Here is a 20,004-nt window from a genome sequence, read left to right as displayed (position 1 = left end):
TCGGTTCTCGTGTCCCGCGCCGAGAACGCCGCATTGGCGGCGTCGATGAAACCGGCGAGGAGCACTCCGGAGACGATCGCGTACACGAGTCCCGCGACGAGAACCCACCCCACGACGTTCGCGGCCCGCTGCCCGATCCACCGGTCGAGTGTCCGTGCCGCCCAGTGGTACAGAGCGCGGATACCACGTCCGATCGCCAGCAGCACAGCGAACATCACGACCGCGACGAGCGGGGAGAGAACCGCAAGTGCCAGGTTGTACTCGGAAACCCCCATCAGAGTACGGATCTCGTGCTGCCAGTACTGGCCGAGCCCGAAGAGGACCGCGAAGAGGACCGCCCCGCAGGCGCCGAAGATCCACCACGACGCAGCCTTGGGAGACCGAGGAGGCCGGTCGGCGAAGGCGCGCCACACGAACGCGAGGAGCACGCCGAGGCCGTATCCGATCGCGGCAGTGATCCCGCAGATCATCCCCTGCAGGATCCCGCCGCGCGGAAGCAACGACGGGGTGAACGACAGGCACGCGAAAAGCACTGCACCCCAACACCCGGGAAGTGTGAGGTGCAGTGCCCACCGCCGTGCCCGCGATCGGGGAACATCGGTCGCGACGTTCGCGCCCGGATCACCCCGGACGTTGCGGCCGTTTTCTTGCACGGTCGCGTCAGTAGTAGTCGGAGCGTGGCTGCCAGGTCGAGATCGCCCAGATCACGACCGCGTCCAACGCGATGATCAGGATCGACCACCACGGGTAGTACGGCAACCACAGGAAGTTCGCGATGATCGACAACGCAGCGAGGACGATCGCCGTGACACGGGCCCAGGTGGCACCGCTCATCAACGCGAGACCGGCGACCAGCATCACGACACCGAGGACGATGTGAATCCATCCCCACGTGGTGAAGTCGAACTTGAACGTGTATTCCACGCCCCGCACGAACACTTCGTCCTCGGCCACCGCAGCGATGCCCTGGAAGATCTGGACGATGCCGACAGTTGCCAGGATGATCGCGGCTCCGATCGAGGTGCCTGCGGCGATGCCCTGTTTGACACTGACCCCGCCCCGGTCGGGGCGTACATCCTGTGACATGACAATCCTCTCGTGTACGAAGGAGACATCGACCGTGCGCCGATCCTCGCGAGGAACGGTCACGGTCCGATTCTCAGGAACAAGGGTGCCTGCGGGTTATGCTGCCACCCTTACACTTTCGACCGCCGGCTCCTCGACGCGACGAGGCGTCGAACGCACGAGCCGACCACGGGAGGACTCCGTCCGCAGCGCCCTCCCCGCGACGACGATTCACGCGATGGGCACGCCGTCACGTCCGGTCGTGGCGTTGCCGAGCGCCTGCGCCTTGAGGTGTTCGTACTCCGCGGGCGTGATCGCACCGGAGTCGAGCAGGGCCTTGGCATCGGCGATCTGTTGAGCCGGGGATTTCCCGACCGCCACGGTCCGGATGTATTCGTCGGTGGCCTGCTTCGCCTCGGCCTGGGCCTGTTGTGCCCGCGGAGCCATTCCCCGACCGCGAACGATCAGGTAGACCAGCGCTGTCAGGTACGGAAGGAGCACCAGACCGATGACCCACATCGCTTTGACCCAACCGGACACGGAGTGATCCCGGAAGAGGTCGACGATGATTTGGAACAGGACGATCAGGTATGCCACGAAGGCGAATACGACGACGGTGTACCACACGTAGTCCCAGAATGAATCCATAGCCGAACCTCCTCGGCCGAACCGATGGCGGGACGATGCCCCCATGAAACCACCGGAGAATGAAGATCTCGAATCCTGCTTCCCCCTGCGGTGTGCCGCTACGGCACTGCCACTACTCGCGGCCCCCCGGTCAACTCATCGATACCGGCGTCGAATCGTGACGACTGTCCGATTCGGGCTTCGACAGGTCCATCTTCAGTCATGACGACCTCCGTCCCTCTGATCGGGGAGGGCCGGATATACCATACGCCCGTTCATGGGTGGAGGACATCGGTTTGCGCAATCGGCGCGATTCGGTACCGGCTCGAGTCGGTCAGGAGTACACCGCGCGGGGGTTCCAGGTCGCGATCGCCCAGATGACCACTACATCGAGGGCGATGATCGCAAGCGCCCACCCTGGGTAGTAGGGAAGCCACATGAAATTCACCAGGATCGACAGCGCGGCGATGACCATTGCGGAGACGCGCGCCCATGTCGCCCCGGAAATCAACGCGATGCCCACGATCACCATCACGACACCGACAACGATGTGGACCCACCCCCACGTGGTGAGATCGAACGTGAACAGATACTCCTGGCCGGCGACGAAGACTTCGTCCTCGGCGACCGCAGCAATTCCCTGCAACAGTTGCAGAGCACCGATCAAGGTCATGATGATTGCGGCACCGACCGACGTTCCCGCGGCGAGACCCTGCTTGACCGACATTTCCTCCCGCTCGGCATGCACATTGCGTGTCATGATGCTCCTTCCGGATGACCCGACATCTCGAGTGTGCGCTTCGTCGGAATTCTCCAATGGAGGTTGGGGGTTTTCCGCCGGCAATCGCACCCAGAACTCGTTCAGGACACGAGCAGCGCGAGCCAGCCGAACGGCACACCGGCCAGGAAACCGGCGGCGAGCCAGCGCAGTACCTGCACCCGGAGCCACGACCACACGGTCGGCGCGACTCCCGCGACCGTCACGACATTGACGACGACGGCGAGGGCCGGATGGATCCGGCCGAGCACCTGCCCGCAGGCGACGACGGTGATGACGGTGGCGACGAAGGATAAAGCCGTCAGCGTGAGCCCCGTCGCCCAGGGAGTGGGCGCGGGACCGCGAGCCTGGCTCATCGCGGAAGCCGCACCCGCTCGTAGAACGCCATCGCAGCCGCGGTGGCCACGTTCAGCGAATCCGTGCCGACAGCCATGGGAATCCGGGCGCGCACGTCGGTCGCCCGCATCGCATGTTCGGTCAGGCCGGGGCCCTCGGCGCCGAGCAGGAGCGCGACTTTTTCCCCCGTCATCGCTTCGGCGAGCGGGATCGCCCGTGGGTCCGGGGTCAGGGAGATCAGTTGGAATCCTCTGCTGCGCAACAGATCCAGGTCGTACGGCCACCGGTCGACGTGCGCGAAGGGGACCCGGAGGACGTGCCCCATCGACACGCGCACCGCACGCCGGTACAGAGGGTCGGCGCATCCTTTCCCGAAGAGCACACCGTCGACGCCGAGTCCGGCGGCGTTGCGGAACATCGAGCCGATGTTCTCGTGGTCGTTGACCCCTTCGAGCACCGCGACCGTGGTCGCCTTGTCGAGGACGTCGTCGAGCGAGAGCGGTTCGGGCCGGTGCGCGACGGCGAGCACCCCGCGGTTGAGGTGGAAGCCGACGACCTCCGCCATGGTCGCCGCATCGGTGCGGTAGAACGGCACGTCGACGTCACGCAGGTCGTCGGCGAGTTCGTCCAGCCGCCGACTCACCCCGAGCAGGCTCGTCGCAGCGAACCGGGAGTCGAGCATGCGCTGGACCACCAGCACACCCTCTGCGATCACCAGACCCTTGCCACCGGGAAGGTCGGGCCGACGGTCCGCGGAGTTGAGATCGCGGAAGTCGTCCACCCGGGGGTCGGAAGGATCGTCGATGTCGATGACGTGAACCACCGGGTCATTCTCCCAGCGGCCCTGCACCCTCCCGCACCGGGTCGGTCGTCACGACCGCGGTGCGGTCGGTCGTCATCGACCGCGGTGCGGTCAGTCGTCATCGACCGCGGTGCGGTCAGTCGTCTTCAGCGACGAGCGCCGTGAGGATTCCGACGGCGTCGCGCAATGTGGCGAGCGAGTCGGGATCGAGTTTGTCGAGCCGTTCGGTCAGCCACACTTCGCGTGCCTGCGCCTCGTCGGCGAGCAATTCCCTCCCGGCTTCGGACAGCGTCACGATGATCTGTCGTCCGTCCGTCGGGTGCGGCGTCCGCTCGACGAGACCGAGTTCGTGCAGAGACGCGATGACCCTGGTCATCGAGGGTGGTTGGACGCGTTCGCGCGCTGCCAGTGCCCCCGGGGTCATCGCACCTTCCTGCGCGAGGGTGGCCATTGCCGAGATCTGGGTCAGAGAAACTCGGGAATCGGTGCGTCTCCCCCGCAGATGACGCGTCAGACGCACAACGGCGAGTGAGAGGTCACCGGCGAGTGCGCGTGTATCCGAGATCATGGCGTGCAGAATACGTCACATCGCCCGAAACACGCGTCGGCTGCCTAGGTGAGCAGTTCCGTGAGCGGATCGACCGAGAAGTACAGGGCGAACAGCACTGCGACGATCCACATCAGCGGATGGATGGTGCGGATTTTGCCGCTCGCGGCGTGCAGGATCACCCAGGTGATGAAGCCGACGCCGATGCCGTTGGCGATCGAGTAGGTGAACGGCATGACCATGATGGTCAGGAAGGCCGGCAGCGCCACAGCGAACACCGAGAAGTCGATGTCGCGGACCTGGCCGATCATCAGGGCACCGACCACGACGAGAGCCGGAGCGGCCGCTTCGATCGGGACCACCTCGTACAGCGGGGTCAGGAACATCGCGAGCAGGAACATCACACCGGTGACCACGTTGGCCAGGCCCGTGCGGGCTCCTTCCGCGATACCCGAGGCCGATTCGACGAACACCGTGTTCGACGAGGCGGAAGCGCCACCACCGACGATGGCGCCGGTGCCCTCGACGACGAGGGCCTTGCCGATGCCGGGCAGGGTGCCGTTCTTGTCGGCCAGGCCGGCTTCCTTGCCGAGGCCGGTCATGGTGCCCATGGCGTCGAAGAAGTTCGCGAGGACGAGCGTGAACACGAGCAGGGTCGCGGCGATCACGCCGATGCGGGTGAACGCGCCAAACAGGTCGACGTTGCCGACGAGGCTCAGGTTCGGGATGCCGAAGAAGGAGTCGGGGGCGTCGGGGGTGCTGAGGTTCCAGCCCTTGGGGTTGGTGCCCAGCGACGGGCCGACGTCGGCGATGGCCTCGATGATCATCGACAGGATCGTCGTGGCGACGATGCCGATCAGCAGTCCGCCGCGCACCTTGCGTGCGACGAGCACACCCATGAGCAGCACACCGACGACGAAGACGAAGGTCGGCCACGACGCGATGGAGCCGTCGATGCCCAGGCCGACAGGGACGGTGGTGCCGGCGGCGTCGGGGATGCGGCGGACGAAGCCGGCGTCGACGAGGCCGATCATGGCGATGAAGGCGCCGATACCGGCAGCGATGGCGGCCTTGAGTTCTGCCGGGATCGCGTTGAAGACCGCGGTGCGGAAACCGGTCAGGGCCAGCACGACGATGATGATGCCGTCTATGACCACCAGGCCCATCGCTTCGGGCCAGGTGACCTGCGGCGCGATGGTCACCGCCAGCAGGCTGTTGATGCCGAGGCCGGCGGCGATGGCGAACGGATAGTTGGCGACCACACCGAAGACGATGCTCATGAAGCCGGCGACCAGCGCGGTGACGGCGGCGACCTGGTTGATGGGCAGGATGTTGCCCATCACGTCGATCTTCGCGCTCGCGTCCTCGGCGGAGAAGCTACCGAGGATCAGCGGGTTGAGGACCACGATGTACGACATCGCGAAGAACGTGACGATGCCGCCACGCACCTCTCGGGACACGGTGGAACCGCGTTCGGTGATCTTGAAATAGGTGTCCAGGAAGGACGTTCGCTTGGAGTCGGTGCCTACGGCCATGTCCACAAATCCGCTCGTCGAGTACGGGGCGTCGCAACGGGAACCGATTATTGCAGCGCGAAGGAACTAATCTGCAAACCGTGGAACCCGCCCAGCTCGTCGCAGCCCGCATCCGACGCCTCGCCGACCCTCGCCCCGCGCTTGCCGTGGGAACCGGTCTGTGGGTGGTGGCAACCGTCGTCGTGGCGGTGGTGGGCGGCGAACTCCGGGACGATGTGCTTCCGGTCTGCGTGGCGGGAATCGTGGTGGGGCTGCTGGGAACTGCGCTCTTCCTGTTGCAGCGTCGCGCCGCCCGACGCGGTGACCGGGGTGCCCAGGCGGGGCTGGACTGACCCTCGCCCACGGCCGTCCGCGACAAGGCCACAGCGGTGTCAGCGACGGATCCGCACCCGAGTGATCAACCACACCCACAGCAGGGCCCATGTGATCCCGAAGATCCAGCCTGCGACGACATCGGTGAACCAGTGCGCCGCGAGGTAGACGCGAGAGAGCCCGATCACGAGGGTGTAACCGGCGAGCGCGATCGTCGCGGCGGTCCGGCGGCGATCGCCGCGCGGCCACGTGCGCACGACGACCGCGACGAGCACCGTGGCCAGAACTGCGCTGGTCATCGCGTGTCCGGACGGGAACGACTCGGTGCGCAGGGCCAGGAGCCGTTCGGGTTCCGGTGGCCGGACACGGCCGAACAGATTTTTGAGCAACACCATCAACGGCCAGCCCGTGAGGACCGCTCCGGCGACGAGGACGGCGTCGGACAGACGATCGGCCCGCACCAGCAGCAGCGTCGTCGCCGCGGCGATCAGGCTCGTCGCGACTCCCCCGCCCGTGTGGGTGAGTGCGGTCACCGCGGTGGTCAGCCACGGCTCGCGGAGCGACACCATCCAGTCGAGCACCGCGGCATCGAGCGTCACGGTTCAGTTCTCACGTCCGGAGCCGTGAGCGCGGTGAGTGCCGCGCCCAGGCCGATCGGTGTGCTGTGGACGGTGCCGGCCGCGTCGACCCACCACGGGACCTCGACCTCCCCGGTCAGGGCTCCGGAGCAGCGGAGGACGAGTCGGTCGTGCAGCGCGAGTACGCCGCGCGGAAGCGGCACCCCGGCGACGATTCCGGCCAGGACCGCGGCCGGTTCGCGCTCCCACGTCGAACTCCTCCCCTGCTCGACGGGTTCGGCGTCGACCACCGCGGACGCCACGGCGATGTCGAGCACGTCCGCGAGCGCGTGGGCGGTTCCCCTGCCGCCGGTGACGAGGCGGGCGTGCGGGATCGCGGCCGCGAACCACGGGCGGTCGGGTACGAGAGCGTCGGCTGCGTCGACGACGACACCCGACAGGCTGCGCACCCCGTCGGGCAGAGTGACCGACTCGGGATCGAGACCACCCGACGAGAACGCCGCGGCGAACGCGTCGTGCGCGGCGACGATCGCGGCCGGCCCCGGCGACCTGCTGTCGTCCGCGAGCCGGTCGAGCAGTGTCTGTGCCAGTTCGATGTCGTCGATCCGCGTTCCGGCGAGGGCGCTGCGGAAGGCCGATGCGTCGGGGTGGGTACAGGGATCGAGCAGACCTTCGAAGAGGGTGTCGTCGGCGAACCGGTAGTGGCCCAGAGGCCGGCCGTCGAGCGACGCGCGGGTGCGCAGATACCACGCCGTATATCCGGCGGGGTCGGCGATCGCTTCGGCCGTCGCGGGCTCGGCGGCCAGCAGGGTCAATGCCCGCGACCAGCGGCGATCGTCGACGAGATCGAGGTCGCGCACCGCGACGAGCACCTCGGGATCGTCGTCGAGCCGCTCCCACCACAGGTGTTCGTCGGGCAGATCGTGGTCGGGGCCGGTCGGCAGTTCCGCACGCAGGACCGTGAATCCCCAGCCCACACCGATCGCCCGCAGGGCGTCGGCCCCGTACCGGTCGACGACGGACGGGTCGACGGTGCCGAAGGGCGCGTCCTCGACGAGTACTTCTGCGAGCGGTGCACCGGGAAGCAGGAGTTCGTCGGCGGGGACGAGGTCGCCGTGGGTGTCGGGCAGCAGCAGTGCCCCGAGTTCGCGGGGCACGGCCGCGGGCGACACGAGCGGCACCAGTCGCAGCACGACGTCGGCGAGCTCACCGGCCGGGAGGTCGCCCTCCGGGTGGAGGTCGTCGGGATCGGTGTCCTCGACGGCCGCGACGAGCGCCGGGTCGGCGAGCAGGTCCTCGACCGTCACGGTGCCGGCTCCGAGCCGGGCGAGCAGCGGATGCGCGGCGTCGGGATGGACGAGACGCACCCAGGGCATGGACACCGGGCCGATATCCTGCAGTTGCGTTGCGAGAACGGCCGTACGCGGGCCGGTCACGGTCCGTCCGTCCGACAGCGGAACCGGCAGCGACGCGAGTTCCTCGGCCGCGACCGCGTCGACGACGAGCGGAGTGAGCGCCTCGTACAGGCGGTTCCACCACTTCGGATCGCGTTCGTGCCCGGAGAGCAGTTCGGCCAGTCGCGCGAGACCGAGCCGGTGCACGCCGACGGCGGACAGCGCGGACGCATGTCGCGGCCCGCACAACTCGGGGATCACGAGCCCCGGGACCACCTCGCCGAGGACGTCGGCGAGGTCGTCGGTGAGACCGGGAAGTGCGACGGCCCGGTCGGGCACCAGATCGGCGCTGCGGTCGGCGGCGGGAAGCCACGCGCCGGCAGCCAACTCGTCGAGGATCGCCTCGCGGATGCGTTCGTCGACCTCGCTGCGCGCGAAACCCGGCAGGGGCACGAGGTCGAGTCGCTGCTCGGCGGGCAGAGCCGCGACGAACCGCGCGTATCCGCGGGCGACGTTCTCGACGTGGGCTCCGGGAAGCACGCGCCTCCGGTCGGGTTGCATGGCGACGTCGGCGACGACGATCGCGGGAAGTGACAGCTCCTCGTCGGAGCGGGTGGGGGCACGCAGGACATCGCTGCGGACCGGGTCGACCCGCCCGTCGACGACGGGCACCAGCCATCGCGCCGACGCTCCGGTGAACTCCCACCAGGTGCGATCGCCGATCCGCACCTCCCACAGGCCGCTGTCGAGTTCGCGCCGGTGACGGGTGAATTCGTCGTCGGCGACGAGGACGGTGTGCAAGCCCGGGAGTTCGAGCAGGATGTCGTGGGCCTCGGATCGGAAGGCGTCGAGCAGTGCGACCGGGTCCACGCCGGGGCGCAGGGTCAGCACGACCTCGGTGTCGCTGCCGGTCGCCGGCGGGGCCTCCGTCGGCCACACGAGGCGCAGCGCCGGGACACCCGACTCCGGCTCGGGCAGGTTCCGCTCGGCCAGCACCGCGCGGGTGCGCTCGGCCGAGAAGTGGAGCGAACCGGTGCGCGAACGCACCTCGATGTCGTCGGAGACCGACAGCACCGCCGTGAAGCCGACACCGAACCGCCCTACGGTGGATCCGGCGCCGGTCTTGTTCGACGAGCGCAGTGCGGTCAGCGCGTGGACACCGCCCTCGTGGAGCGGCTCACCGATGTTCGCGACGTGGAGACGGCCGTCGGCGAACCAGACACGCAGCTCACCCGGTACATCGGCACGCGCGGCGGCGTCGGCGGCGTTCTGGGCGAGCTCGGTCAACACGCGGTCGCGGTAACCCGCGCGGACATGATCGGCCTCGGTCGCCGCGTCCTCGCGCAGACGGGTGGGCGACGACGACCAGGCCGCGAGGATCCCTTCGCGTAACGCCGCGATCCCGAACGGATCCGCGGGGTCCGGCCGGGTCACGTCAGTCGGTCTGTTCCGACTCGGACGGGGACGGCTCGGACGACTCGGGGGCAGACGACTCGGGGGCGAGCTCGTCCGTGGAATCGGTCGGCGTGGACTCGGTGCTCACGACCTCGGTACTCACGACCTCGGTGCTCACGACCTCCGTGGTCGCGGACTCCGCAGGCGCCGAGCCGGCCGGTCCGACCTCGACGACCTCCACTGCCGAATCGTCGAACGCCTCGTAGATCGGCGAACCGGCGCCGGTGGGCAGGGTCGTGTCAGAATGCGCGCCACATCCGTACTCGGCGTGCACGACGTGACCGTCGGCGGCGAACTCGTTGCCGCAGACGCCGAAGGCCGCACGCAGCGATCCGGCGAGCGGAAGATAGAAACCACACAGGCGGCACGAGGACGGAGCGGCCTTCGCCATCTCCGAGTCGGGACCGTATTCGCTGTCGAACCAGCGCTGTGCTGCCTCGAGGCGACCTTCCAGACTCATGACCTGCTTGCGGCCCAGCCCGATCTCGAGGGCGGTCTCATCGACCTCGGGGTCGCCGGACAGCATGTAGCCGGGAACCAGGCGCACGTCGTCGGGAGCGGGAGCCAGCAGGTCGCCGGGACCCAGATCGCCGGGACGGATCCGCTCGCTCCACGGCACCCACGCGGGGGCGACGAGCGCGTCGGGACCGGGCAGGAGCACGAGTTCGCTCACAGTCACCCGATCCGAATCCGGGGCGGCGGCCACGACGACGGCCCACTGCCAACCGCGGTAACCCGGCAGCTCCGAGGCGAAACGATGGGTGGCCGAGCACTCGTCCTCGCGCGTCACGCCCAGATAGGCGCCGACTCCACCGTCTCCGAGTTCGTCGAGTGCGGCCCGAGCGAGGTCGACGGCGTCGGCGAGCACGGAACGCACCGCCGGATCGACCACGGGGTTCGTTCCTCGGGAAGTGGAAGCAGAGGCAACACTCACGACCCCCATTCTGCCTGACCTGTCTGCTCCGGCGCCTGCGGGTCGCGGAAGGTCGTACAGGCACCGCTCACACGCGAGGTGCAGGATGGGCGCGTGCCCCGTCTTCTCCTCTCGGCCGCGGTCGCGACGGTCGTCTGCGTCACCACCGCCGGATGCGGCGACGATCTCGTCGCCGAACCCGGTCCACCCGCCACCGAACTCGGTGTGGAAGTCGTCGCCACGCACCCCCACGATCCGGAGGCGTTCACCCAGGGCCTCGAGATCGACGAGGGCGAACTGCTCGAAGGCACCGGCCGGGCCGGGCGCTCGTGGGTGTCGGCCCGAGAGGTCGACCTCGACGGCGGGACCGTCACCCTCGCCGAGACCGAGCGCACCCGCGAACCCGTCCTCGACGACCTCTTCGGTGAGGGCATCACCGTGGTCGGCGACGAGGTGTGGCAGCTGACCTGGAAGGACGGCACGGCCGTCCTCCGCGATCGCGACACCCTGCTCGAGAAGCGCCGGGTCGACTACGACGGCGAGGGCTGGGGGCTGTGCGCGCAACCCGGCCGTCTGGTGATGAGCGACGGCTCGGCCGAGCTGATCTTCCGCGACCCCGTCACCTTCGACGAACTCGGGCGCGTCACCGTGCACCGGGACGGACGTGCCGTGTCGAAGCTCAACGAACTCGAGTGCGCCGAGGACGGCAGGGTCTGGGCGAACGTGTGGCAGACGGACGAGATCGTGCTGATCGATCCGGCCTCGGGCCGTGTGGAGGCCCGGGTCGACGCGGCTCCGCTGCGTGATCGGCTGCCCGCGGGAGCCGATGTGGACGTCCTCAACGGCATCGCACGGATCCCCGGGACCGATCGGTTCCTGGTGACGGGCAAGTACTGGCCGACGCTGTTCGAAGTGCGTTTCGTGGAGTGATCCGGGTGGCATACCGATCGCGGCACGCGTCACTCGGGCCACGTGCCGCCCTTGTGTTACAGCCGCTATCGCGTGGGGAAGAATCGAAGACGTGACCGAACCGGACGAGCGACCCGCCCCCGAGGGAGCGGACGGCCGTGTCCCGGGTTCGCAGCATCCGGGGTACAGCAACTATCCGCCTCCGCGCCGCGTCTCGGGCCGTCGCACTCCCCTGCCGCCCCTGCATCCCGTCGACCATCCGCGCCGACCGCCGGGTGCGTCGGCGGCCGGTCGGGCGGAGTCCTCGTCCGAGACCGACTCACCGCGCGCTCCGCGCATGCCGCGGAAACTGACGGTGACGCGGGTCGCGGCCCTGCGCAGCCGCGAACTCACCTCGAAGGGCATCGCGACCTTCCGCCGAGCGGCCACGGCCGACGGCGCCGACAAGTCGGGCCTGACGGCGCTCACCTACGCGACGATGGCGAACTTCGCCTCCGACGCGGCCATCGCCGTCGCGCTCGCGAACACCCTGTTCTTCTCGGCGGCCACCGGTGAGGACAGGACGAAGGTCGCGCTGTATCTGCTCATCACGATCGCGCCGTTCGCGATCATCGCCCCGCTCATCGGGCCGCTGCTCGACAGGTTGCAGCACGGTCGTCGCGTCGCGCTGGCGACGTCCTTCGCGCTGCGCACGGTGCTCGCGGTAGTGCTGGTGTTCAACTTCGACAGCTGGCTGTTGTATCCGGCGGCGCTCGGCATGATGGTGCTGAGCAAATCGTTCGCGGTGCTCAAATCCGCGGTGACACCCAGAGTCCTGCCACCGGAGATCGATCTGGTGCGGGTGAACTCCCGGTTGACGGTCTTCGGCCTGGTCGGCGGCACGATCGGTGCCGGCGCGATCGCGGCGGCCGCGGCATGGGCATTCGGTTCGTCGGGCGCACTGTGGCTGTGCGCCGGGATTACCGCATTCGGCGCCTATCTGAGCATGCGTATCCCCGCCTGGGTCGAGGTCACCGAGGGTGAGGTGCCGGCGACGCTGTCGTACCACCGCTCCGACGCGCGCACCGAGGTGCTGAACGCCGACACCGTGACCGAGGTGATCGTCACCAAGTCCGGGAAACGGAAGCAGCCGCTGGGACGGGCGGTGGTGACCGGACTGTGGGGCAACGGCACGATCCGCATCCTCACCGGCTTCCTGACCTTGTTCATGGCGTTCGTCGCGAAGAACACCACCGGACAGGATCCGCTCATGCAGGCCGCGATGCTCGGTGGTATCGGTGCCGCCGCCGCGGTCGGCAACTTCGCGGGCAACGCGACCGGAGCGCGACTCGCGCTCGGACGGCCCGCTCTCATCGTCGTGCGGTGCACCGCCGCGGTCGTCGTCGTGTCCGCCGTCGTCGCTGCGACCGGCAACGTCCTGGCCGCCGCGCTGGCGGCGCTCGTGGCGGCGTGCGCCAGCGCGCTGGCCAAGGTCTCGCTCGACGCATCGCTCCAGCAGGACCTTCCCGAGGAGTCCATCGCGTCCGGATTCGGCAGGTCCGAGACGGTTCTCCAGCTCAGCTGGGTGTTCGGCGGAGCGATGGGTGTGCTGTTGCCGACCGAACTGTGGCTCGGGTTCGCTGTGGTCTCCGTCGTGCTGGTTCTCGGATTCGCGCAGACGGTGCTGACATACCGTGGGGGGACATTGCTGCCGGGATTCGGCGGCCGTCGACCCGAACGCGTCTCCACCGAGACGGCTGCCGGGCGGAGGCGCGCCGGTGGATCCCCTACCGAAGATTGGAACAGTTGAGTTGCAGGCCCGGACGAAGAAGACTCTCGCGCTGCTGCTGGTGGCCCTGGTGGTCGTGGTAGCGGGAGTCGCCGCCACGGTGTGGAAACTGGTCGATTCGGCCGAGCCCACGCTCCCCACCATCACCGCGTACGCACGGGGAAAGACCGTGACGGTCGATCCCGCGCAGCACTGCAATCTCTATCTCGAGGACTGCGTGGAGAACCCGATCGGTCAGCTCGACGTGCCGGCCGGCTACCCGCTGCAGCTGTCGCTTCCGAACGAGATCGCCGATGCTCCGTGGCGCATCCTCACCGTCTACGGCGACACGCAGACCGGGCAGACCTACATCGACGGCGCGATGTTCGAGGCCGGTGCACGCCGCACCCTCACCGTGGAGAGCTCCCCGGAGCTGCAGTTGCTCGGAGTGGAGATCCAGCTGCCGTCGGCCGTCGTCGACGAGGCCGGTGAACCGATCGCGCACGCCGTGTGGGCCGTCAAGACGTTCTGAGTCCCGACCCCGCATACGACGACGGGCCGTCCTCGCACACGGCGAGGACGGCCCGTCGTGGTTCGTCCCTAGTGATCGAGCTCGCGCGCGATCGCCCGCATGACCTCGGAGATGCGCTGCCCGGTCTTGCGGTCGGGGTAACGCCCGCGCCGCAGATCGGGCTGGACCGCTGCTTCGAGCAGCTTGATCATGTCCTCGACCATGCCGTGCAGTTCGTCCGGCGCGCGGCGCTTCTGCTGGGCGGGAGCCTCGCGGCGACCCTGCCGCAACGTGGGCTGCTCGAGGAGCTCGACCTTCAGCGCCTGCGGACCCCGGCGGCCCACCGCCATACCGAACTCGACGCGCTGACCGGGCTTGAGCGCTTCCACTCCCTCCGGCAGTGCCGAGGCGCGGACGTAGACGTCCTCACCCTCGTCCTGGGACAGGAAGCCGAAGCCCTTCTCGACGTCGTACCACTTCACCTTGCCGGTCGGCACCGCGCTCACCTGCTCCTCGACAGCTGTGCCCCACAGCGGGGCAACCCGTTTACCATGCAAAACAACGCGCCCCGACTCGGTCGAGCGGGACGCGTAGACACCTGTCAGTGTACCCGCAGAGGTGGGTCCGCCCCCGAATCGTCTTCCCGCTCCCGGACGTCACCGTCCGTCCTTGCGGCGACTACCGTGGTCACGTGGGTACTTCATCTTCGGATTCGTCTGCCGCCCCGCGTAACGGCCTCCTGAAGGCCGCGATCGCCTGCTTCGTCGTCGGTGTGGTGGCGGTCGTCGCCATCTTCCTCATTCCGGCGGTCACCGACGGCACGCCCGGACTCGCGCTGTATCTGTTGACCCTCGCATGGCCGTTGGGTTTCGCCCTCGCCATCGCCTTCGCGCTGCGCTCGGGCCGGCGCGCTCGGAACGGAGACCGGACATGAGGATCCTGCTCAACATCATCTGGTTGATCTTCGGCGGGCTGTGGCTCGCGCTCGGCTACTTCGCGGCAGGTCTGATCTGCTGCATCCTCATCATCACCATCCCGTTCGGCATCGCGTCGTTCCGGATCGGTATCTACGCGCTCTCGCCGTTCGGCAAGACGACGGTCGACAAGCCGACGGCCGGCACCATGTCGCTGATCGGCAACGTCATCTGGATCCTGGTGGCCGGTATCTGGCTGGCCCTCGGCCACATCGCCACCGCGCTCGCCATGGCCGTCACGATCATCGGCATCCCGCTCGCCGTCGCCAACCTGAAGATGATCCCGATCTCCCTGATGCCCCTGGGGAAGGAGATCGTTCATGTGGATGCCCGCCCGAGTTACATGTGATCTTTCTCACATAACGAGCCGATAACGAGCAGGACTCGAAACGAAATTTCGGGCACCCGGACCCCACTACCTGGGACTTCATTCCCTGGTCCGCGCCACACACGTCTGTCGCCACACGAATCGGCGCGTTATCAATTGGTGACACTTCGCCCTCGGAACCGTTACCGTCATGTCCGGTCGAACCGCCTGGCTCGACCGGTCCGGAACCGCCGCGCCAAATTCCTGTCCCGTGGTTCCGGAAGTCCCGACGAACGATCCACAGGGGACAGGAAACGGGGGACCCACCGGTCTCCCAGGAACCGATCGGCCCACAGCCGGACGGTGTCCAGGAGGCCCGGGCCGACGCAAGCGCGACGGTCCTCGGGGTGAAGCCGAAGGCGCTCCCAACGGAGCGACACGGCCGGGCGACCTCTTCAGCCCGAACCCGACAGCTGACCTCGTAGGTGCGTACGGAGAGGAACACGGAACCGACATGAGCGGACGCCATCGCAAGCCCACCAATACCGGTCGTACCGTCGCGAAGTTCGCGCTGACGGGCGCAGTCCTCGGCGTCACGGGTGTCGCGTTCAGCGGCACGGCCGCTGCCGCCCCCGACTCCGACTGGGACCGCCTCGCACAGTGCGAGTCCGGCGGCAACTGGGGAATCAACACCGGCAACGGCTACCACGGTGGCCTGCAGTTCTCGCCGAGCACCTGGAACGCCTACGGCGGCCAGGAATACGCCGCCTCGGCCAGCCAGGCCAGCCGCGAGCAGCAGATCGCCGTCGCCGAGCGTGTCCTCGCCGGCCAGGGCTGGGGCGCATGGCCCTCCTGCTCGTCGAGCCTCGGCCTGTCGAGCGCGCCCACGCAGCGCTCCGTCGACGCAGCGCCCGCCGAGACCCCTGCGCCGGCCATCCAGAACGCTGTCCCGCAGCTTCCGGAGACCCCCGCTGTCCCCGCCGAGGTCCAGGGCGTCCTGGCCGGCTTCGAGCAGGGCGTCACCGCACTCCAGGACGCCGGTGTCGAGCTCGACCCGAACATCCTGGACGCCGTTCGCGCGGTGCTCCCGCAGTAACACCCCGAACATCCCTGAAGGGCCTCGCACCGTTCACGGTGCGAGGCCCTTCCGCATATGCGGACGACCTTCGTTCATCCCTCACACACGACGACGCCCGGCCCCCACGAAGGGACCGGGCGCCGTACGGAAGAGTCTGTTCGGTGATCCGCGATCGGATCAGCGGTTGATCACCGTCTTCGGATGCGTGTAGGGCAGGTCCTCGACCGGCAACGGGAACACGGTGTCCTCACCGTACGGGGAGAGCGGACCGGAACGCGTGGACGACAGTTCGGTGACAGCGTGCTCACCGTCGGCCAGCTCGGGCCATCCGTGGTCGACGTAATGCTTTTTCGAAGAGGTAGCCATGCGCTCATTTTGGCAGGTGAGTTCGGGGCCTGCTACCGCAGGTCTCTAATCTGGAGGGGATGTCCCCGACCACGCCCGCTCCCGACACCGCCTCGGACTCCCTCGCCCGCTGGCTGGCAGGTCGACGCGACACGGATCTGGCCGCCACGCTGCGCGCCCGTCCGGATCTCGTAGTGCCGCCACCGGCGAGCATGAACGTGCTCGCGAGCCGGGCTCAGCAACGCGCCTCGGTGTTCCGTGCGGCCGACGAACTCGACACCGCCGCCTTCGGGATCATCGAGGTGCTGGCCCGTCTCGGAGCGGTGGACACCCCCGTCTCCCGCGCCGCCGTGCTCGACGAGGTCTCCGGCCGCATCAGCGCGAGGAATCTCGACCGGATCCTGTCCACCCTGCGCTCGCTGCTGCTCGTGTGGGGGTCCACCGACGAACTGCGTCTCGTCGCCGCCGCCGTGGACGCCGTTCCGTGGCGCGTCGGACGCACCGGCGACGTCACCGGACCGTCCCGGCAGGAGCTCGACGACCTCCTCGCGGCTCTTCCGCCCGAGCAGCGCAGCATCCTCGACACCCTGTCGCGTACGTCCCCGATCGGTCGGACCCGCGACGCCGCACCGGACACCCCCGCCGACCGGCCCGTGCAGAAACTGCTCGCCGCCGGACTGCTCTTCCGCATCGACGACGAGACCGTCGAACTCCCCCACCGGGTGGGCCAGGCACTGCGCGACGACGCTCCCTTCGATCCGGCGGCGCTCGCTCCCCCGCGCGCACCGAAACCCACCCGATCGACCGCCGACGTCAATGCGACCGCCGGCGGCGCCGCCCTCGAACTGCTGCGGCACTGCGAAGACGTTCTCGACACCCTCGGTGCGCAAGCCGCCCCCGTCCTCAAGGCCGGTGGGCTCGGTGTCCGCGAACTGCATCGCATCGGGAAGGCGGTCGGACTCGACGACGACGAGACGGCGCTCGTCGTCGAGGTCCTCGCGGGTGCCGGTCTGATCGCGCGGGGCCTCCCCGATCCGCCGACACCGGGGGACGACGATCACTGGGCACCGACCACCGCCACCGACGCGTGGCTCGCGTCCTCCCCCGCCTACCGCTGGGCCGTGCTCGCCGGTGCCTGGCTCGATCTGCCGCGCCGGCCCTGGCTGATCGGCCGGCGCGACCAGAACGACAAGCCGGTCGCCGCGCTGTCCGACGAGGTGAAGTCCCCTACTGCCGCCCGCGACCGACGGTTGCTGCTCGACGCCCTCTCCGACGTGCCGGCGGCGGGCACGGACGTCGCCGACCTGCGTACCGCTGCGGCGTGGCGTCGTCCTCGCTGGGCGAGTCGCTTCGACACGACGAGCGTCGTGGAGACCGTGCGCGAGGCGACGACACTCGGTCTCGTCGCGCACGGCATGCTCGCGTCGCCGGGCAAGGCGCTGCTGCACGGCGGCGACGCCGAGGCCGAGATGGCAGCGGTGCTCCCCGAACCCGTCGACTACGTGCTCGTCCAGGCCGACCTCACGGTCGTCGCCCCCGGACCGCTCGTCCCCGAACTCGGCGAGCGGATCGCGCTCGTCGCCGACGTCGAATCGGCCGGTGCCGCGACCGTCTACCGGATCGGCGAGAGCAGTATCCGGCGCGCGCTCGACGCCGGGCTCGGCGCGAGCGACCTGCACGGCCTGTTCGCGACGCATTCGCGCACCCCGGTGCCGCAGTCGCTCACCTACCTGATCGACGACGTCGCGCGTCGCCACGGACGCCTGCGGGCCGGTGTGGCGACGTCCTTCGTCCGCGCCGACGATCCGGCCCTGCTCACCGAGGTACTGTCCGCCCCGGTCGCCGCCACGCTCGCCCTGCGCGCGGTCGCCCCGACCGTCGCGATCTCGCAGGCGCCTCTTGCCGAGGTGCTCACCGAGCTGCGCGCCGCTGGTTTCGCTCCCGCCGGGGAGGACGCATCGGGAGCGATCGTGGATCTACGGCCCCGGGGTGCCCGCGTCGCGATGCCGCGTGCCCGGGCCCGCTATGCCGGGCCCACCGCGCCGAGCGACGAGCAGCTCGACACCCTCGTGCGCACGCTGCGCGCCGGCGACCGTGCGGAGTCCGCGACACCGACGGCCTCGGCACGTGGTGACGGCAGCCGGTCCGGCGGTGCGGCGACGCTCGCGCTGCTGCAGCTGGCCGTGCACGGCAAGCGCAGCGTCACCCTCGGCTACGTCGACGCTCAGGGTGTGGCGACGCGCCGCATCGTCGACCCGGTGTCGGTGGGCGGCGGGCAGGTGCAGGCCTTCGACCCGGCGACCGGCTCGGTGCGCAGCTTCGTCCTGCACCGCGTTACGTCGGTGGCGCTGGTCGACTGACGACGGACCCGGGTGCGGTTGATCGAGCATCGCCTGGAACCGCCCACCACCGGCCCTTGGGCGGAGAGGCTCAGCGCTGCGTCGCGAACCCCACGAACGCCCCGCCGACGGTGAACTGGTTCTCCGGCCGTGGGAGCCCGTAGTGCCCACGCAGGGTGGATTCGGTGTACTCGGTGCGGAACAGACCGCGCTCCTGCAGGATCGGCACCACACCGTCGACGAACTTCTCGAGCCCCGACGGCAGCACGGCGGGCATGATGTTGAAGCCGTCGGCCGCGCCGCTGTGGAACCAGTGCTCGATCGTGTCGGCCACCTGCTCGGCCGTGCCCGCGAAGGTTCGATGGCCGCGACCGCCGCCGAGTCGTTCGATGAGCTGCCGCACCGTGAGGTTCTCCCGTCGCGCGAGCTGCACGATGAGCGTGTACCGGCTCTTGGCTCCCTCGATCTCGTCCTCGGACGGCAGGTTCTCCGGCAGCGGCTCGTCGAGCGGAAGCTGCCCCGGCCGCAACCCGAACCGGTCGGCGAGCTGGTGGCGCGCGTACTCGGGCGAGATCAGCCGGGCCAGTTCGGCGTCGAGTTCGCGTGCCTCATTCTCCGTATCGCCGATGACGGGCACGATGCCCGGGAGGATCAGCACCTGCCGCGGGTCGCGGCCGACCTTGCCGACCCGATCCTTCACGTCGTCGTAGAACGCCTTGCCCTCCTCGAAGGTGGGCTGGGCAGTGAAGATCGCCTCGGCGTACAGCGCGGCGAAGTCCTTGCCGTTCTCCGACGAGCCCGCCTGCACGAGCAGCGGATAGCCCTGCGGCGACCGCGGCACGTTGAGCGGCCCGGCCACCGAGAAGAACTCTCCCTCGTGTTCGAAGGTGTGGACCTTCGCGGAGTCGGCGTGGATCGCCGCCTCCTTGTCGGCGACGATCGCGTCGTCCTCCCAGCTGTCCCACAGCTTGGTCGACACCTCGACGAACTCGGCGGCCCGCGCGTAGCGGCTCTTGTGCGCCGGCACGCCGTCGAGACCGAAATTGCGAGCGGCGTCGTCACCGGCGGTAGTGACGATGTTCCAGCCGGCCCGTCCCCCGCTGACGAAATCCAGCGATGCGAATCGACGCGCGAGGTTGTAGGGCTCGTTGTAGGTCGTCGACGCGGTCCCGATGAGACCGATCCGCTCGGTGGCCGTCGCGATCGCGGTGAGGATGATCGTGGGTTCGAGCTTGCCGCTCGGACGCCGTTCGGGATTCGCGAACAGCACGGGGCTGTCGGCGAGGAACACCGAATCGAACCTGCCACGCTCGGCGGTGCGGGTGAGCGAGATGTAGTGCTGGATGTCGAGATTCGCGTTCGGGTCGCTCTCCGGCAGACGCCAGGCCGCTTCGTGATGGCCGACGGGCATGAGGAAGGCGTTGAGGTGCAATCGACGATCGGTCATGTCTT

Annotated in this window: 22 protein-coding genes and 1 riboswitch; of the genes, 8 read left to right on the top strand and 14 right to left on the bottom strand. The window is 68.9% G+C overall.

Annotated features, from left to right (window positions below; translation table 11 throughout):
- The 8 genes from AC6CID_RS05965 to AC6CID_RS05930 form a co-directional block, all read right to left on the bottom strand.
- On the bottom strand, positions 1-533 hold a 533-nt coding region (locus AC6CID_RS05965), incomplete at its 3' end, for an alpha/beta-hydrolase N-terminal domain-containing protein (protein ID WP_498353691.1).
- 127 nt (positions 534-660) lie between these two features.
- Positions 661-1,086, bottom strand: coding sequence for a DUF7144 family membrane protein (locus tag AC6CID_RS05960; RefSeq protein ID WP_498353690.1), 426 nt, complete (start codon positions 1,084-1,086; stop codon positions 661-663).
- Positions 1,087-1,296: 210 nt separating this feature from the next.
- The gene (locus tag AC6CID_RS05955) at positions 1,297-1,713 is read right to left on the bottom strand and encodes an SHOCT domain-containing protein (RefSeq protein WP_498353689.1); all 417 of its coding nucleotides are present in this window, start codon (positions 1,711-1,713) and stop codon (positions 1,297-1,299) included.
- Between the two features lie 313 nt (positions 1,714-2,026).
- Positions 2,027-2,452 (bottom strand): DUF7144 family membrane protein, encoded by a 426-nt coding sequence (locus AC6CID_RS05950; protein ID WP_094980917.1) that lies wholly within the window; start codon positions 2,450-2,452, stop codon positions 2,027-2,029.
- A 101-nt stretch (positions 2,453-2,553) separates the two neighbouring features.
- Positions 2,554-2,826, bottom strand: coding sequence for a DUF2537 domain-containing protein (locus tag AC6CID_RS05945; protein WP_019289927.1), 273 nt, complete (start codon positions 2,824-2,826; stop codon positions 2,554-2,556).
- Positions 2,823-3,629, bottom strand: a complete 807-nt coding sequence (locus tag AC6CID_RS05940; RefSeq protein WP_138841780.1) for a TrmH family RNA methyltransferase — start codon at positions 3,627-3,629, stop codon at positions 2,823-2,825. Before AC6CID_RS05940 ends, AC6CID_RS05945 begins: the two co-directional genes overlap by 4 nt.
- Before the next feature lie 115 nt (positions 3,630-3,744).
- A complete protein-coding gene (locus AC6CID_RS05935; protein WP_006551668.1) occupies positions 3,745-4,176 on the bottom strand; it encodes an Rv0880 family HTH-type transcriptional regulator in 432 nt (143 codons plus the stop codon).
- 44 nt (positions 4,177-4,220) lie between these two features.
- Positions 4,221-5,690, bottom strand: a complete 1,470-nt coding sequence (locus tag AC6CID_RS05930) for an NCS2 family permease (protein WP_033096781.1) — start codon at positions 5,688-5,690, stop codon at positions 4,221-4,223.
- A gap of 80 nt (positions 5,691-5,770) precedes the next feature.
- Here AC6CID_RS05930 and AC6CID_RS05925 point away from each other — a divergent pair, with 80 nt between their 5' ends.
- Positions 5,771-6,022: a DUF2530 domain-containing protein gene (locus AC6CID_RS05925; protein WP_006551670.1), complete on the top strand. Its 252-nt coding sequence runs from the start codon at positions 5,771-5,773 to the stop codon at positions 6,020-6,022.
- Between the two features lie 39 nt (positions 6,023-6,061).
- On the opposite strand, the gene AC6CID_RS05920 is transcribed toward AC6CID_RS05925, so the two are convergent.
- Genes AC6CID_RS05920 through AC6CID_RS05910 form a run of 3 tightly spaced genes read right to left on the bottom strand, consistent with a single transcriptional unit; the run spans position 6,062 to position 10,321 of the window.
- A complete protein-coding gene (locus AC6CID_RS05920) occupies positions 6,062-6,601 on the bottom strand; it encodes a phosphatase PAP2 family protein (RefSeq protein ID WP_019289931.1) in 540 nt (179 codons plus the stop codon).
- Entirely contained in the window at positions 6,598-9,408 is a 2,811-nt protein-coding gene (locus AC6CID_RS05915) for a sacsin N-terminal ATP-binding-like domain-containing protein (RefSeq protein WP_498353688.1), read from the bottom strand. The genes AC6CID_RS05920 and AC6CID_RS05915 overlap by 4 nt, the downstream gene beginning before the upstream one ends.
- A gap of 1 nt (position 9,409) precedes the next feature.
- Complete coding sequence (locus AC6CID_RS05910; RefSeq protein ID WP_024103085.1) at positions 9,410-10,321, bottom strand: DUF3027 domain-containing protein; 912 nt, start codon at positions 10,319-10,321, stop codon at positions 9,410-9,412.
- A 135-nt stretch (positions 10,322-10,456) separates the two neighbouring features.
- On the opposite strand from AC6CID_RS05910, the gene AC6CID_RS05905 reads away from it, so the two are divergent.
- From AC6CID_RS05905 to AC6CID_RS05895, 3 genes are all read left to right on the top strand, one after another.
- The gene (locus AC6CID_RS05905) at positions 10,457-11,272 is read left to right on the top strand and encodes a glutaminyl-peptide cyclotransferase (protein ID WP_006551674.1); all 816 of its coding nucleotides are present in this window, start codon (positions 10,457-10,459) and stop codon (positions 11,270-11,272) included.
- 91 nt (positions 11,273-11,363) lie between these two features.
- Positions 11,364-13,040 (top strand): MFS transporter, encoded by a 1,677-nt coding sequence (locus AC6CID_RS05900; RefSeq protein WP_094980920.1) that lies wholly within the window; start codon positions 11,364-11,366, stop codon positions 13,038-13,040.
- Between the two features lies 1 nt (position 13,041).
- Positions 13,042-13,530 (top strand): DUF2771 domain-containing protein, encoded by a 489-nt coding sequence (locus tag AC6CID_RS05895; protein WP_006551676.1) that lies wholly within the window; start codon positions 13,042-13,044, stop codon positions 13,528-13,530.
- 68 nt (positions 13,531-13,598) lie between these two features.
- On the opposite strand, the gene AC6CID_RS05890 is transcribed toward AC6CID_RS05895, so the two are convergent.
- Positions 13,599-14,006, bottom strand: coding sequence for a cold-shock protein (locus AC6CID_RS05890; RefSeq protein ID WP_006551677.1), 408 nt, complete (start codon positions 14,004-14,006; stop codon positions 13,599-13,601).
- Between the two features lie 194 nt (positions 14,007-14,200).
- Here AC6CID_RS05890 and AC6CID_RS05885 point away from each other — a divergent pair, with 194 nt between their 5' ends.
- The 3 genes from AC6CID_RS05885 (at position 14,201) to AC6CID_RS05875 (ending at position 15,886) form a co-directional block, all read left to right on the top strand.
- The gene (locus AC6CID_RS05885; protein ID WP_024103084.1) at positions 14,201-14,443 is read left to right on the top strand and encodes a hypothetical protein; all 243 of its coding nucleotides are present in this window, start codon (positions 14,201-14,203) and stop codon (positions 14,441-14,443) included.
- Entirely contained in the window at positions 14,440-14,832 is a 393-nt protein-coding gene (locus AC6CID_RS05880; protein ID WP_498353687.1) for a YccF domain-containing protein, read from the top strand. The genes AC6CID_RS05885 and AC6CID_RS05880 overlap by 4 nt, the downstream gene beginning before the upstream one ends.
- Before the next feature lie 321 nt (positions 14,833-15,153).
- Positions 15,154-15,294, top strand: a riboswitch (cyclic di-AMP (ydaO/yuaA leader).
- Between the two features lie 10 nt (positions 15,295-15,304).
- Positions 15,305-15,886 carry a transglycosylase family protein gene (locus AC6CID_RS05875; RefSeq protein ID WP_498353686.1) on the top strand — a complete coding sequence of 194 codons (582 nt, stop codon included), beginning with the start codon at positions 15,305-15,307 and terminating at the stop codon, positions 15,884-15,886.
- 159 nt (positions 15,887-16,045) lie between these two features.
- On the opposite strand, the gene AC6CID_RS05870 is transcribed toward AC6CID_RS05875, so the two are convergent.
- Positions 16,046-16,234 carry a hypothetical protein gene (locus AC6CID_RS05870; protein WP_006551681.1) on the bottom strand — a complete coding sequence of 63 codons (189 nt, stop codon included), beginning with the start codon at positions 16,232-16,234 and terminating at the stop codon, positions 16,046-16,048.
- A gap of 59 nt (positions 16,235-16,293) precedes the next feature.
- Here AC6CID_RS05870 and AC6CID_RS05865 point away from each other — a divergent pair, with 59 nt between their 5' ends.
- Positions 16,294-18,573: a helicase-associated domain-containing protein gene (locus tag AC6CID_RS05865; RefSeq protein ID WP_006551682.1), complete on the top strand. Its 2,280-nt coding sequence runs from the start codon at positions 16,294-16,296 to the stop codon at positions 18,571-18,573.
- Between the two features lie 70 nt (positions 18,574-18,643).
- Here AC6CID_RS05865 and AC6CID_RS05860 read toward each other — a convergent pair whose 3' ends face one another.
- Positions 18,644-19,999 (bottom strand): LLM class flavin-dependent oxidoreductase, encoded by a 1,356-nt coding sequence (locus AC6CID_RS05860; protein WP_064060224.1) that lies wholly within the window; start codon positions 19,997-19,999, stop codon positions 18,644-18,646.
- Between the last annotated feature and the right edge of the window lie 5 nt (positions 20,000-20,004).

It is taken from the genome of Rhodococcus sp. GQ147 (genome assembly GCF_059759155.1).
Note: the sequence above shows the minus strand (reverse complement) of the source record. Positions and strands in the feature narration are given on the sequence as shown.